A 13,142-nucleotide genomic window follows, 5' to 3' on the forward strand; every position below is an offset into this window, starting at 1 on the left:
CTGAAGCCATGTCCCCCGCACTCACCGGCGTCCTCATCGCGGTGGTGACCGTCTCCGACCGGTCGTCCCGTGGTGAACGCGTCGATGCGTCGGGCCCGATCCTTGCGGAGGCGCTACGGAGCCTCGGCGCCGAGGTGTGGGCCACGACCGTTCCCGACGGCGCCGACCAGGTGGAGCATGTGATCCGCGCCGCGGTCGCCGAGGGAGCCCGAGTGGTGCTCACCTCGGGCGGCACGGGCATCGGCCCGCGGGACTTGACCCCAGAGGGAACCGCGAACGTCATCGCGCGTCCGCTGCCCGGCATCGCAGAGCGCCTGCGCGCGGTCGATGCAGATGCGGTTCCGGGTGCGGTACTGTCGCGGGGCCTTGCCGGCCTCACGGGCGGCACGCATCCGGCGATCGTGATCAACGTCGCGGGCTCCACCGAGGCCGCGCGTTCTGCGGCCGCAGTCCTCGCCGACGTGCTTCCGCATGCGCTCTCCCAGCTCGACGGGGAGGACCACTGATGCCTGCGATCGCAGCCATCTCCGCCGATTCGCTGTCGCTCGACGCGCACGTACGCGCCGTGTCGGATGCCGCGCACGGAGCCGTCGCCACATTCGTCGGGCTTGTGCGCGACCACGATCCTTCCGTGGAGGGCGAGGTGACGCACCTCGAGTACTCGTGCCACCCCGACGCTCCGGCCGTCATCGCGCGCATCGTCGCCGAGGTCGAGGCAGCCTCGGGCACCGCGATCGCCGTGACGCACCGCACGGGCATGCTCGCCGTGGGCGAGGCGGCGATCGTCGCTGCCGCCGCCTCGGCGCATCGGGCTGAGGCCTTCGAGGCGTGCAGGACCGTGGTCGAGAGAGTCAAGGCGGAACTGCCCATCTGGAAGCGCGAGATCCTCGCGGATGGCTCGCACACGTGGGTGGGGATCGCATGAGTCACGCCAGGCTCGTCGACCGCTACAGACGCGTGCACCGCGACCTGCGCGTCTCGCTCACCGACCGATGCTCGCTGCGCTGCACCTACTGCATGCCTGCGGATGGCGTGCCGTGGCTCAAGTCCGCCACACTCCTGTCGACCGACGAGCTGGTGCGACTCACGCGCGTCGCCGTGGACCTCGGCGTCCGTGAGGTGCGACTCACGGGAGGCGAACCGCTGCTGCGACCCGACGTCGTAGACGTGGTCGGCGAGCTCGCCGCAATCGAGACGCCGGACGGACCTCTGGACCTGTCGCTCACCACGAATGCCCTGCGCCTGCCGGCCCTGGCCGCGCCCCTGCGCGATGCGGGTCTGAACCGCGTGAACGTCTCCCTGGACACGTTGCAGCGCGCGCGCTTCATGGAACTGACCCGGCGCGATCGACTCGCGGACACCCTCGCAGGGATCGAGGCCGCTCGCGCGGTCGGCTTCTCGCCCGTCAAGCTCAACGCCCTCATCATGCGGGGCGTCAACGACGACGAGATCGTGGACTTGGTCGACTTCGCGGTCGAGCGCGGCTTGCAGATGAGGTTCATCGAGCACATGCCGCTCGATGGCGGCCATACGTGGCGGAGGGAGGAGATGGTGACGGCTGAGGAGATCCTCGCCGCTGTCACCGAGCGGTACACGCTCGAGCCGCTGGGCCACGACGGCACGGCTCCCGCCGAGCGCTTCCGCATCGTCGGCACCGAAGCCACCGTCGGTGTCATCGCCTCGGTGACACGCAAATTCTGCGACCGTTGCGACCGCGTGCGGCTCACGGCGGACGGGCAGTTCCGCAACTGCCTCTTCGCCCACGAGGAGTCCGACCTGCGCACGCTGCTGCGAGAAGGCGCGGATGACGCCCGACTCGCTGAGGCGATGGTGGCCTGCGTCGCTCGCAAGCTGCCTGGACACGGCATCGACGACCCGAGCTTCGTCCAGCCGAGCCGCCCCATGAGCGCGATCGGCGGCTGAGCCACACCACCCGCGCGCGGCCTCCACCCTCGCGCTAGGCATCGACCTGAATGCGCGCTCGTCCGCCCAGCACCGGTGTGCGTGCGGGGTCGATCGAGCGCGGCGGGGTGAACCACACCTTGTGGTCTCTGACTTCGATTCCCCATCCGTCGCGGTGCACGTCGTGGTGGCAGCGGGTGCACAGCAGCACCCCGTTGGCCAGATCGGTAGGCCCGGAATCTCTCTCCCACCAGCGAATATGGTGCGCCTCGCACCAGTCGGGTGGGGCATGACACTTGGCGCATCCCCCATCGCGTTCCACCAACGCTTGCCGTTGGTCCCGCGTGAACAGCCGCTTGCGCCGGCCCCAGTCGAGTACCTCGCCTGCGCCGCCGAGGACCACCGGGATGACCTCAGCGTCGGCTGCGAGCCTCCGAGCAGTGGACGCCGATACTGGAATCGCCATGCCGTCGACCTCGGCAACGCCAGTCCCCTGACGCAGTTCCTCGAGCCCCAGGCGCACCACCACCGTGGTCTTGACCCCGCCGTGCTCGGCCTCACACCCTTGAGCGTGGCGCGCCAGCCAGGTCAACGCATCGGCGCGCAGCTGCCCCGCCTGAGGAGCAGCACCGCAGGCGGCGCCCGCCGCGACAGCGTCGCGGCGCTCCTGGAAGGTGCGGCGAACATAGCCGTCCAGGAAGGCACGCACGGGAGCAGCAGAGGCAGGATCGAGGCGTGCCGTGAGAGTCACGGAGCCGTCCGGCTCGTCGCGGAGGCTCGCGAACCGCTCCTCGAACAACTGCGCCTCGCGTGCTTCGAGTTCGCGCGGGTTCACCTGCGCCTCGGCGTGAGCGAGCAGACGGCGCACCTTCGTGATCGGCAGGCCGATCGCCTTGCGCACCACCCGGCCCTCCAGGTCGCGGAGCTGCTCGCTCTCGCAGCCCTGGGCGATCAACCTCTCAAGCACTCGCGCGATCAGTGCGCTTGCCTCCGTGGACAAGTCACCGCCCGTGACCGCGGCGGCAAGGTGCTCGAACCGCGGACGTGCCCCCTCATCCGCGGCACCGCTCCCTCCCACAGGTGCTTCCGCATCCGCCAGCACGCGACCCACCGTCATCAACCGATCCGCCTCACCTGTCGAGGCACCGGACTTCGTCGCGATCAGCTGCTGCGGGGACCCGAACCCCTCGCGACGTGCGAGCCCCTCCCGACCGTCGTCACGCGTCGAGCGCCGTGCAATCTCAGCAGCAACCCTCGCAAGAACGACATCCACAGCGCGCTTCGCGGCGACCGCTTCCTCCTGAAGCGCCAACAGGGCCGGCCTGGCAAGCGAGTCCGCCGACGACGCGCGACGTTGAAGACCCTCGAGGTCTGCCACACGCGCCGCCTGGGATGCCGTCATGAATACAGTCCATCAGACACCACTGACATTCAAACGCGATCAAACCGCATCTTCCACGGCATGGGGAGCGAATGGGACTCTCGACACCGACCGATGAGCGACGTGCACGCGAGAACTCCGGCCGAGCCCAGGGATCACCCTCCGGCGAACGGCGGCAGGACGTCGACGACGTCCCCCGAGGCGAGCTCCGCGGAGTCGTCCAAGCGGTCACCGCCACGCAGCATCGCGCACTGCCCGACGACGCGCTCGGCGTCCTCTCCCGTCGCGCCGAGGGCGGCACGCAGGTCGGCGACAGACGCGGCGTCGACGCTCAGCTCGTCAGCGCCGACAGCCTCGGCGGCCGCAGCGAACAGCCGCACGGCGATCACTCGCTCACCCAGCCAGTCGCCAGGCGCGATACCTTGTCGCATTCGAGCGAAATGTCGTCGCCCGCGGCGGCTCGCCTGCCGGCGGCGTACCCGATCAGGAACGTCGAGACGGGCGCAGCCGGGCGCACCACCGAGTGCGCGGCATCACGCGCGACGTCGAGCAATGCCTGCACATCGAGATCGCCGAGGTCCAGATCGAGTTCGTCGGCGAGCGCCGCCGCCCACTGCTCCAGCGCACTGTCGGTCATCCGAGCTGCTCCTTCCAGAACTGTGCGTCCTCCCACGTGTCCAGGTCGCGTGACACGCCGTCAGCGTCGGTCACCTGGAGCATCCTGAGGCCCGCCACCAGACTACGCATCGACCGCCCGGCCTGCGGGTCCGCGCAGCGTGCCGCGAGCGCCTCGGTGCGATAGACGGCGAGCAGCGGCTGCTCGTACCCCGTGTCGTCGACGAGCCAGGCGCCGTCGACGTCCTCCCCCGCTCCAGCGTCGGGCGGGAGCATCGCGAGCAGGGCAACCACTGCGTCGGACGCGCGCGGCGTGTCCACCGCGAGCACGACCGTCCAGGCCGCACCGCTCCCGAGGGCTGCGACGCCTGCGGCGACGGCGGCGGCCGGCCCTGACCCGGCCGGACTCTCGACGGCCCAGAGGACGCCCTCGCGGCGCGGGCCGCCCACGATGACGGTCTCGCGCGCCCCGGAGACGGCGGCCAACGTGCGGTCGAGCAGGGGCATGCCGCCGACGCTGAGGTCGGGCTTGGAGACGCCGCCCAGCCGGGTGCCGCGGCCGCCGGCGACGATGATCGCGTCGTAGGCGATCACTCGCGGCGCCACGAACCCGACTTGCCGCCGTGCTTCTCGACGAGCTGGATCTCGCGGATCACCGTGCCCTTGTCGAGCGCCTTGACCATGTCCACCACGTTCAGCGCCGCGACGGCGACGGCGGTGAACGCCTCCATCTCCACGCCGGTGCGGTCCGCCGTGCTGACGGCGGCGCGAATGCGCACGCCTTCGTCCTCGACACTCACGTCCACCGTCGCACCGTGCACTCCGATGACGTGCGCGAGCGGGAGCAGCTCGGGGGTGCGCTTGGCGGCGGCGATGCCTGCGATGCGGGTGAGCGCCATGACGTCCCCCTTCGGCACGGTGCCGTCGCGCAGCGCGGCGACCACGTGGGGGGCGCACGCGACGAAGCCCTCGGCGACGGCGGAGCGGACGGTTGGCCGCTTGGCCGTGACGTCGACCATGCGCACTTCGCCCCGCGCGTCGAGGTGACTGAACTCGCTCATGCGGTGAACCTCCTGACCATGACGATATCGCCGGGCTCGACGGCGTCGGCATCGGCAGGTACCCGCGCGAGGGCCTCGGCGGCCGCGAGGCGTGCGACCAGGTGAGACCCCGAACCTCCCGTCGTCGCGGGACGCACGGCGCCCGCTTCGATCACCACGGGCATGATCTGCTCGCGCCCCGGCGGGCAGCGCCACGCGACTGCCGCGGGCATCGGCTCCCATGCGGGCTCGGGCACTCCCCTGAGCGCCCTCACGGCAGGTCCCACGAACAGCTCGACGCACACGGCGACCGCCACCGGGTTGCCCGGGAGGCAGATCACCGGCGTACCGCCCACGTATCCCGCACCCTGGGGCTTGCCCGGTTGCATGGCGACGCGCACGAACTCGACGCCGGCGTCGGCCAGGCCCTCCTTGACGGGGTCGTGGTCTCCTACGCTCGCGCCACCGGTGGTGACCACCAGGTCGGCATCGGCGGCCTCGACGGCCCCGCGCACGGCGTCCCCAGCGTCGCCCACCGTTCCCAGGTCGACGGGCACGGCGCCGAGAGCGCGCAGCGCGGTGTCAAGCGTGGTCGCGTTGGACTCGTGGATCTGTCCCGGCCCCAAGGGCTCGCCTGGCGCGACGAGCTCGTCACCCGTGACGAGGAACGCGACGCGTGGCTTGGGCCACACCTCCAGTGTCGCCACGCCGGCCGACGCTGCAGCAGCCAGGTGCCTCGGCCTCAGTTCCACGCCGGCGGGGACGACGAGGTCGCCAGGCTTCGCGTCCTCCCCTCGGTAGCGCACGTGCGAGCCCGACGCCGTGGCTCCGGGGATCGTGACGGCGTCGCCGTCGCGCGTCACGAGCTCCTGCGGAACGACGGAGTCTGCGCCCGCGGGCACAGCCGCGCCGGTGAGGATGCGCACTGCCTGGCCCGCGGCGAGGACGCCGTTCCATGGGTGACCCGCGGCGGACTCGCCGACCACGGTCAGGGTTCCCGGAGCGTCGGCCGCGCGCAGGGCGTAGCCGTCCATGGCCGAGTTGTCGAAGGGCGGGATCGCGGTCGCCGAACGCACCTCGACGGCCAGCACAAGCCCTAGCGCGTCCTCAAGCGAGACCGTTACGGGGACCGGTGGCCTGAGGAGGCCGTAGATGTGCTGCAGATGCTCGTCGGCGCTACGCACGTGCACCCCCTGCGATGGGGAGGCTGCGCCATTGGCCGTCACGCGCATCGATGACCTGGAGAGTGCCGACGAGCCCCTTGCCTGCGCCGGTGAGCTGCACCACCGCCTGGGTCGCCATCGCAGTGCCCACCTGGCCGCACAGCGGCCCGAGCACTCCCCCGCCCTCGCAGACCGCGAGCTCTGGGGCGGGCTCGTCGGGGAACACGTCGCGGAGCGTGCGTCCGCCGCTGAACACCGTGACCTGGCCGAACCAGCCCTGCACGGCGCCCCACACCAGCGGGACTTCCAGGGCGGCGCAGGCGTCGGCGACGGCGTGGCGCGAGGTCCACGTGTCGGTGCAATCCAGGACGAGATCGAAGCCCTTCAGCGCCTCCGTGGCGTCGAGCGCTCCGGCGCCTCCCAGGCCCGACGCTGCCGTCCCGCCGTCCACGAGGCGCCCGTCAAGCGCATCGATCGTGACGCCGGGCGCGAGGCGCCCGAGAGCGTCGGCGGCAGCCTCGACCTTGGGGCGACCCACATCGTCCGGACCGAAGAGGACCTGGCGGTGAAGGTTGGTGACCGAGACGCGGTCCGAGTCGATGAGAGTCAGGTGACCCACCCCGCTCGTCGCGAGGTACAGCGCGACCGGGCAGCCGAGACCTCCGGCGCCCACGATCGCGACCCGCGCCTGAGCGAGCCGCTCCTGCCCCTCCGGGCCGAAGCCTGTGAGCGAGCGATGCCGGACGAATGCGTCGATCTCCACGTGCGCCACGCTACCGGGCGAGGCATCGGCGGCGATCACACCTCTGCACGGCTCCGCGAGTCCCGCACACGCCCCTGTCCATCGCAAGCCTCCGCTGCGCGCACCCCGCACCGCACCCGACGTGTCGTGGCGTCCCGCCTCCTCCGCGGCTCCCGCACGCAGTCTGCACCGCACCCGGCGTATCGGCGCCCTCAGCGTGTGCAACACGCCGTCTCCACGCCGATCCGCGTGCAGGGGCCGCGCCCGGGTTGAGAGAGGCGGGCTTGGCAGCCTGTCTCACCCCAGCGCGGCGGTCTCGTACCGGCCCGCGACGATGTCGACGAGCAGCGGGTGTGGCGCGAGGGGTCCGGTGACATAGTCGGCGCCGGCCTCGCCGAGCCGGTCCTGGAACACGCCGGGTGCGAGCAGAAAGGAGGCGAGCGCAACCGCGTCCTCCTCGCCGAAGTCGCGGGCCTGGTGCACGGCGTCGGCGACGGACGGGGACATTCCGGCGGCGAAGCCGACGCGCACGGGGCCATGCCACACCGCGCGCAGCAGTTCTGCGCTGCGATCCGTGTCGGCCTGGGAACGCTTGTCGGAGGATCCTGCTGGCGCGAGGACGACGGTCGCGTCATCAGGCACGCCTGCCTCCTCGAGCCGGGACAGCACGATCTTCATGAGACGCGGGTCGGGGCCCAGCGCGGGCGCGGCGACGATGTCGGGCCTGTCAGCGATGGCCCCGGCGATGTCGTGGTGCACGTGATACCCGGCGGCGAGCAGCAACGGCACGACCACTGCAGAGACGCCCTCCGTGACGGGCACCGAGGCGACCACATCGACGAGCTCAGGCCCGTGGACGTCCACGTAGGCCTCCCGCACGTCCACGTCAGGCAGCGCCGCGCGGACGTCCTCGAGCAACGCGCGCACCGTCTCTCGGCCGGCCTCGCTGCGCGTGCCGTGCGCGCACCCGATCAGAATGGGCCTCATGCGGTCACCGCCAACGCATACCCCCGCTTCACGACCGTCTTGACGAGTTCACGGCTGCCCGAGTTCTCGCGTAGACGGTTGATCGCCGCCTCGACCGCGTGCGGCCCGGCCTGAGCTCCCGGCAGCAGATCGCCGAGCTGGTCGCGTGTGAGCACATTTCCTCCTGCCTTCGCGAGAGCCCTCAGTATCTCGAGCCCTGTGGGCGTCAGCGGCAGCACGCGCCCATCGAGGACGGCCGCGGTCGCGCGCATCACCAGTGGCCCTGCGGGCGTGGTGATGGCGACGGTGTTCTCGCTGTAGTGCTTGACGAGCTCGCGCACGAGCGCTCCCAGCCGCCAACGCTCGGGCTGGCACGTGCGCAGCCCGGCACGCACCAACGGCGCTGCCGTCACAGGCCCGACGGCGGCGAGCAGCAGGTCTCCCGCGTCCACCCGGGCGCGCAGCGCGTCGAGCACGCCAGCCGAGCGCACTCCCTGAAGCCATGCCTCGGCTCCGGGCGCGGAGGTGAAGAGCACCGCGTCGGCCTCCCCCGCCGCCGCGGCCTCGATCCACCGTGCGTGCGCCGCGGGGTCGAGCGGCTCTCCCCAGCCATAGATGAGGAGCGACTGCACCTCGGCACCCGCCGCGGTGAAGGCCTCGTCGAGCCCGTCGGAGCCGTTGCCGTGATGCTGCACCGCAATGCGCAGTCCGGCGACGCCCTCGGCGAGGAGGTAGTCGCGCAGCTCGGCGGCGGTCTCGGACTCGGCAACCCAGTCAGCCTCGAGCCCGGCAGCCTGAATCGCGCCGCGAGCCTTGGGCCCGCGGGCGATCAGCCGAGCGGCTCCGAGCACGGCGAGCAGATCGTCGGCGAGGCCTGCGGCGTCTGCGGCCTCGACCCATCCGCGGAAGCCAATGCCGGTGGTGGCGACCACCACGTCGGGCGGTGCCGCGATCAGCGCACGTGTGTCCGCGATGAGGCGCTCGTCGTCCAGGTGAGGGATGGTGCTGATGGCCGCCGCGTGCTGGACGATCGCCCCGCGCCGCTCGAGTGCGGAGGCGAGCTCGCGCTTGCGGCGGTCGGCCGTGATGACCATCACGCACCCCGCCAGCGGCTCACCGATGTGGCTCACACAGCCCTCCACGACTCCGGCGTCGCCGCCACGTCACTGGCCAGCAGCCCGGGCGCCGCGACCTCACCGACGACGATAATCGCAGGAGGTTTCACCCCTGTTTCACCCGAGATACGAACAATCTCCCCCAGCGTGCCGTGGGTCACGCGCTGACGCGGAGTCGACCCGCTCTCGATGATCGCGACCGGCAAAGCAGGCGAGCATCCGCCCGCGAGGGCCGCCTGGACGATCTGCGGCAGCGCGCTGACTCCCATGAGGAACACGGTGGTGGTTCCGCCCGCCATGGAGGCGACGGCAGCGGCGTCAGCACCTGCGTGGCCGCTCGTGAGATGCACCGATGTGGAGACGCCGCGCTGCGTCACAGGGATACCCGCGAGCGCTGGCACCGACAGCGCGGAGGTGACGCCCGGCACGATCTCGCAGTCGACGCCTGCCACGAGGCACGCGTGAGCTTCCTCCCCTCCGCGTCCGAGCACGAACGGGTCGCCGCCCTTGAGCCTGACCACCGTGAGGCCTGCCTGCGCGCGCTCCACGAGGATGCGGTTGATCTCGGACTGCGGCACGGGGTGCTTGTCCGGGGACTTTCCGACGTTGATGACCTCCACCTCGGGCGGCAGACCTGCCAGCAGGGCCGTCGCACCCAGACGGTCGGCGACCACGACGTCCGCCTCGGCGAGCGCCTGCCGCCCGCGCACGGTGATGAGCCCCGGCGCGCCGGGGCCTGATCCCACGAGGATCACGCGTCCGGCGCGGTGGCGGCGTCGTCGCAGATCCACGTGGCCGGCGTCGAGGTGCGCGGCGACGGCGTCGCGGACCGCGCGGATGCGGCCTGGGTCCGGAACGTCGAGGGAGACGACGCCGACGGCCAGGTCGCCGTGGGTGGACATGGCGGCCTGGCGTGCGGACCCGCCCGACGCCTCGGAGGCTTGGATGCACCACGTCCGGCGTGCCTCGGCCCAGGTCGCGACGGCGCCGTCCACCTGTGGATCGCCCGTGGCCGTCACGACGAGCCAGGCGCCGTCCAGATCGCGCGGCTCCACTGTCCGTCGAGCGACCTCGACGTCACCGTGGGAGGCGAGGCGCTCGAGGTCGTCGCACAGTTCCGGCGCGATGATCCTCACGAGCGCCCCGTCGGAGAGGAATCGCCTGACGCGTCGTGCCGCGTGAGGCCCTCCCCCGACGATGACGACCTCCCGGCCCGCGAGGTCCAGGCCGAACAGGGTCGTCACGGACCCGCGGGTTCCGCGAGCGCAATGCGCACTTGCCCGTCCTCGACGCAGACGCGGTGCACGGTGAGCCTGCCCTCGTGTCCGGCGGCGGGCTCCTTGTCCATGGTGGCGAGGCAACGCCCGTCGAGCAGGGAGAAGACCTGCTTGTAGATCGGCGAGGCGATGGTCGGCTCTCCCGCCTTGTCGCCGGTGATGCCGCGCGACATCACCGAGGCACCCGAGAACGGGTCCAGGTTCTGCACCGCGTGGACCGACCCGTCGGCGAGTCGGAAGATCGCGACCTGCACGCCGTCGACGAGCGCCGCAACGCCCAGCTCTGGCGTGAGCCGATCGTAGGCGCAGACGGCGACGGTAGTGGTGTCGCGGGCGACGCCCGACGCGGTGGTGGTCATGAGCGAACCTCCAGGGTGGCGGGGGCGATGAGCACGGAGCCGTCGGAGCGCTCTGACGCGGTGGCGGGGCGGCGCTGGCCGCGCTGCTCCACGTAGGCGAGAGTCGGGTCGGGTTGCTCGGGCGCGTTGACGAAGGCCGTGAACTGCTTGAGGCGCTCCGGGTCGTTCAGCACGGCAGCCCACTCGTCCTCATAGGAGTTGATGTGGCGGGCCATGTGCGCGTCGAGGTCCGCGCAGATTCCGAGAGAGTCATCGACGATGACGGACCTGATCGCGTCGAGGCCTCCCTCGTAGTCCTCCTGCCACGGCGCGGTCCGCTGCAGGCGGTCAGCCGTGCGGACATAGAGCATGAGGTAGCGGTCGATCACCTTGAACAGCGTCGCGTCGTCCACGTCCTCGACGAGCAGTTGCGCGTGCTTGGGGGTGAACCCGCCGTTGCCGCCCACGTACACGTTCCACCCCTTGTCGGTGGCGATGACGCCCACGTCCTTGCCGCGCGCCTCGGCGCACTCGCGGGCGCATCCGGAGACGCCGAGCTTGAATTTGTGGGGGCTGCGCAGGCCGCGGTAGCGCAGCTCGAGGGCGATGGCCATCCCCACCGAGTCCTGGACGCCGTAGCGGCACCAGTCGGAGCCGACGCAGGACTTCACGGTGCGCAGGCTCTTGCCGTACGCGTGACCCGACTCCATGCCTGCGTCGACGAGCCGCTTCCAGATGGACGGCAGCTGTTCGAGGCGAGCACCGAACATGTCGATCCGCTGGCCTCCCGTGATCTTCGTGTACAGCCCGTAGTCCTGCGCGATCTGGCCGATGAGGATGAGGTGCTCGGGCAGGATCTCGCCGCCGGGCACGCGCGGCACCACCGAGTAGGTGCCGTCCTTCTGCATGTTGGCCATCACGCGGTCGTTGGTGTCCTGAAGCGCCGCACGGTCAGCGGCGAGCACATGCTCGTTGTAGAGCGTCGCGAGGATCGATCCGATCGCGGGCTTGCACAGGTCGCAGCCGCGGCCGGTGCCGAACCGCTCGATGATCTCGGAGAACGTGCGCAGCTCGCTCACTTGGACGGCGCTGAACAGCTGCGCACGTGACATCGCGAAGTGCTCGCACAGTGCGTTCGAGACCTCAATGCCCGCCTTCTCCAGTTCGGTGCCCATGATCTTCTTCACCAGCGGCAGGCACGAGCCGCACGACGTGCCGGCCTTGGTGCAGGCCTTGACCCCTGCGAGGTCCGTGCAGCCGTGCTCGGTGACGGCGCCACGGATGGCGCCGGCGCTGACGTTGTTGCACGAGCACACGCCCGCCTCGTCTGGCAGCTCGACGTTGGGTCGCTCAATCGCGCCTTCTGGCAGGAGCCAGCCAGCGGGGTCTCCCCCGACCTCGGATCCGACGAGGGGCCGCAGGCTCGCGTAGGCCGAGGCGTCTCCGACGAGGATCCCGCCCAGCAGGGTGCGCGCGTCGTCGGACACCACGAGCTTCTTGTACACGCCCGCCACCGGGTCGGCGTAGGTGAGCTCGAGCGCGCCTGGCGTGGTCGCGAACGCGTCGCCGAACGACGCGACGTCCACGCCAAGAAGCTTGAGCTTCGCGGCGGTGTCGGCACCCGGGAACGTCGAGACGCCGCCGAGCAGGCGATCGACGGCGATCTCCGCCATCGTGTTGCCTGGCGCGATGAGCCCGATGCACGAGCCCTGGATGCACGCGACCTCGCCGATCGCGGAGATCGCTGGGTCCTCAGTGAGGCACGTGTCGTCCACGACGATGCCGCCGCGCTCGCCCAGGGGCAGACCCATGTCGCGGCCGAGTTCGTCACGCGGCCGCACGCCGGTGGCGAAGACTACGACGTCCACGAGTTGCTCGCCCTGCTCTGCGAACTTCAGCGACCCCACGTGACCGTGCTTGTCGGCGCGGATCTCCTCGGTGGCGGTGTTGCACCGCACCTTGACGCCCGTGTTCTCGATCAGTCGGCTGAGCGCCTGGCCGCCTCCCTCGTCCACCTGAAGGTTCATGAGGCGGTCGGCGAACTGCACCACAGTGGACGTCGCGCCGAGCTCCTGGAGCGCCCCAGCAGCCTCGAGGCCGAGCAGACCGCCGCCGATGACGGCGCCGCGTACGGTGCGGCCCAGGTCTCTGCGCCGCTGCTGCACATATCCACGCAGCGCCGCGACATCGTCGATGGTGCGATACACGAACACGCCCGGCAGGTCCGAGCCCTTCACCGGCGGCGACCACGCGTACGAGCCGGTCGCCATCACCAGGTGGTCGTACGGGTACGTCCGACCGTGCGCGTCAGTCACGGTGCGCGCGGCTCGGTCCACCGACACCGCCTTGGCGTCGCGCTCGAGCGTGACCAGGGGGTCCTCCCACAAGGAGGGGTCGCCGAGTGCGAGCTCCTCCGGCTTGCGGCCCGTGAAGTAGCTGGTAAGGGCGACGCGGTCGTAGGGCGCACGAGGCTCCTCGGCGAGCACCGTGACCGCAAAGCGCCCCTCGGTGTCGCGCGCGCGCATCGCCTCGGTGAAGCGGTGCGCGACCATGCCGCCTCCGACGACGACGATCTGCTTTGTCTGAGCCATGGTGGCGCCTCC

General features: G+C 71.1%; 15 protein-coding genes. 3 read left to right on the top strand and 12 right to left on the bottom strand.

The genetic code is table 11. The annotated features are described in order from the left end of the window. Positions 1-8: 8 nt before the first annotated feature. The 3 genes from B7K21_RS02495 to moaA are packed head-to-tail and all read left to right on the top strand — an operon-like array spanning position 9 to position 1,923. Entirely contained in the window at positions 9-506 is a 498-nt protein-coding gene (locus B7K21_RS02495; protein ID WP_084073524.1) for a molybdenum cofactor biosynthesis protein B, read from the top strand. Then, positions 506-925, top strand: coding sequence for a molybdenum cofactor biosynthesis protein MoaE (locus B7K21_RS02500; RefSeq protein WP_084073526.1), 420 nt, complete (start codon positions 506-508; stop codon positions 923-925). The genes B7K21_RS02495 and B7K21_RS02500 overlap by 1 nt, the downstream gene beginning before the upstream one ends. Beyond that, positions 922-1,923 (top strand): GTP 3',8-cyclase MoaA, encoded by a 1,002-nt coding sequence (gene moaA, locus B7K21_RS02505; RefSeq protein WP_084073529.1) that lies wholly within the window; start codon positions 922-924, stop codon positions 1,921-1,923. The genes B7K21_RS02500 and moaA overlap by 4 nt, the downstream gene beginning before the upstream one ends. 34 nt (positions 1,924-1,957) lie before the next feature. Here the strand turns inward: moaA and B7K21_RS02510 are convergent, their stop codons facing one another. The 12 genes from B7K21_RS02510 to nirB all read right to left on the bottom strand — a co-directional run bounded on the left by B7K21_RS02510 (position 1,958) and on the right by nirB (position 13,130). Next, on the bottom strand, positions 1,958-3,304 hold the full coding sequence (locus tag B7K21_RS02510) for an HNH endonuclease signature motif containing protein (protein ID WP_084073532.1): 1,347 nt from the start codon (positions 3,302-3,304) through the stop codon (positions 1,958-1,960). Between the two features lie 134 nt (positions 3,305-3,438). Then, entirely contained in the window at positions 3,439-3,672 is a 234-nt protein-coding gene (locus B7K21_RS02515) for a MoaD/ThiS family protein (RefSeq protein ID WP_234989147.1), read from the bottom strand. Then, positions 3,669-3,920, bottom strand: a complete 252-nt coding sequence (locus tag B7K21_RS02520; RefSeq protein WP_084073537.1) for a DUF6457 domain-containing protein — start codon at positions 3,918-3,920, stop codon at positions 3,669-3,671. Before B7K21_RS02520 ends, B7K21_RS02515 begins: the two co-directional genes overlap by 4 nt. Next, positions 3,917-4,504: a molybdenum cofactor guanylyltransferase gene (locus B7K21_RS02525; RefSeq protein ID WP_084073539.1), complete on the bottom strand. Its 588-nt coding sequence runs from the start codon at positions 4,502-4,504 to the stop codon at positions 3,917-3,919. The genes B7K21_RS02520 and B7K21_RS02525 overlap by 4 nt, the downstream gene beginning before the upstream one ends. Next, the gene (moaC, locus tag B7K21_RS02530) at positions 4,489-4,959 is read right to left on the bottom strand and encodes a cyclic pyranopterin monophosphate synthase MoaC (protein ID WP_084073542.1); all 471 of its coding nucleotides are present in this window, start codon (positions 4,957-4,959) and stop codon (positions 4,489-4,491) included. The genes B7K21_RS02525 and moaC overlap by 16 nt, the downstream gene beginning before the upstream one ends. Beyond that, positions 4,956-6,122 (bottom strand): gephyrin-like molybdotransferase Glp, encoded by a 1,167-nt coding sequence (glp, locus tag B7K21_RS02535; RefSeq protein WP_234989148.1) that lies wholly within the window; start codon positions 6,120-6,122, stop codon positions 4,956-4,958. The genes moaC and glp overlap by 4 nt, the downstream gene beginning before the upstream one ends. Then, the gene (locus B7K21_RS02540; RefSeq protein ID WP_159448387.1) at positions 6,115-6,864 is read right to left on the bottom strand and encodes a HesA/MoeB/ThiF family protein; all 750 of its coding nucleotides are present in this window, start codon (positions 6,862-6,864) and stop codon (positions 6,115-6,117) included. Before B7K21_RS02540 ends, glp begins: the two co-directional genes overlap by 8 nt. A gap of 276 nt (positions 6,865-7,140) precedes the next feature. Next, positions 7,141-7,830, bottom strand: coding sequence for a sirohydrochlorin chelatase (locus B7K21_RS02545; RefSeq protein WP_084073551.1), 690 nt, complete (start codon positions 7,828-7,830; stop codon positions 7,141-7,143). After that, entirely contained in the window at positions 7,827-8,939 is a 1,113-nt protein-coding gene (locus B7K21_RS02550) for a uroporphyrinogen-III synthase (protein ID WP_255373712.1), read from the bottom strand. Before B7K21_RS02550 ends, B7K21_RS02545 begins: the two co-directional genes overlap by 4 nt. Continuing rightward, on the bottom strand, positions 8,936-10,168 hold the full coding sequence (cobA, locus tag B7K21_RS02555) for a uroporphyrinogen-III C-methyltransferase (RefSeq protein WP_084073554.1): 1,233 nt from the start codon (positions 10,166-10,168) through the stop codon (positions 8,936-8,938). The genes B7K21_RS02550 and cobA overlap by 4 nt, the downstream gene beginning before the upstream one ends. Next, a complete protein-coding gene (gene nirD, locus B7K21_RS02560) occupies positions 10,165-10,560 on the bottom strand; it encodes a nitrite reductase small subunit NirD (RefSeq protein WP_084073556.1) in 396 nt (131 codons plus the stop codon). Before nirD ends, cobA begins: the two co-directional genes overlap by 4 nt. Then, the gene (nirB, locus tag B7K21_RS02565) at positions 10,557-13,130 is read right to left on the bottom strand and encodes a nitrite reductase large subunit NirB (RefSeq protein ID WP_084073558.1); all 2,574 of its coding nucleotides are present in this window, start codon (positions 13,128-13,130) and stop codon (positions 10,557-10,559) included. Before nirB ends, nirD begins: the two co-directional genes overlap by 4 nt. Positions 13,131-13,142: the final 12 nt, after the last annotated feature.

Source organism: Demequina sp. NBRC 110052, from assembly GCF_002090075.1.
Classification (GTDB): domain Bacteria; phylum Actinomycetota; class Actinomycetes; order Actinomycetales; family Demequinaceae; genus Demequina.

Coding starts and splice junctions, on each gene's coding strand:
- B7K21_RS02510 (WP_084073532.1), bottom strand. CDS start 3,304: ATGACGGCATCCCAGGCGGCGCGTGTGGCAGACCTCGAGGGTCTTCAA.
- B7K21_RS02545 (WP_084073551.1), bottom strand. CDS start 7,830: ATGAGGCCCATTCTGATCGGGTGCGCGCACGGCACGCGCAGCGAGGCC.
- nirB (WP_084073558.1), bottom strand. CDS start 13,130: ATGGCTCAGACAAAGCAGATCGTCGTCGTCGGAGGCGGCATGGTCGCG.
- B7K21_RS02520 (WP_084073537.1), bottom strand. CDS start 3,920: ATGACCGACAGTGCGCTGGAGCAGTGGGCGGCGGCGCTCGCCGACGAA.
- moaC (WP_084073542.1), bottom strand. CDS start 4,959: ATGAGCGAGTTCAGTCACCTCGACGCGCGGGGCGAAGTGCGCATGGTC.
- B7K21_RS02500 (WP_084073526.1), top strand. CDS start 506: ATGCCTGCGATCGCAGCCATCTCCGCCGATTCGCTGTCGCTCGACGCG.
- nirD (WP_084073556.1), bottom strand. CDS start 10,560: ATGACCACCACCGCGTCGGGCGTCGCCCGCGACACCACTACCGTCGCC.
- B7K21_RS02495 (WP_084073524.1), top strand. CDS start 9: ATGTCCCCCGCACTCACCGGCGTCCTCATCGCGGTGGTGACCGTCTCC.
- moaA (WP_084073529.1), top strand. CDS start 922: ATGAGTCACGCCAGGCTCGTCGACCGCTACAGACGCGTGCACCGCGAC.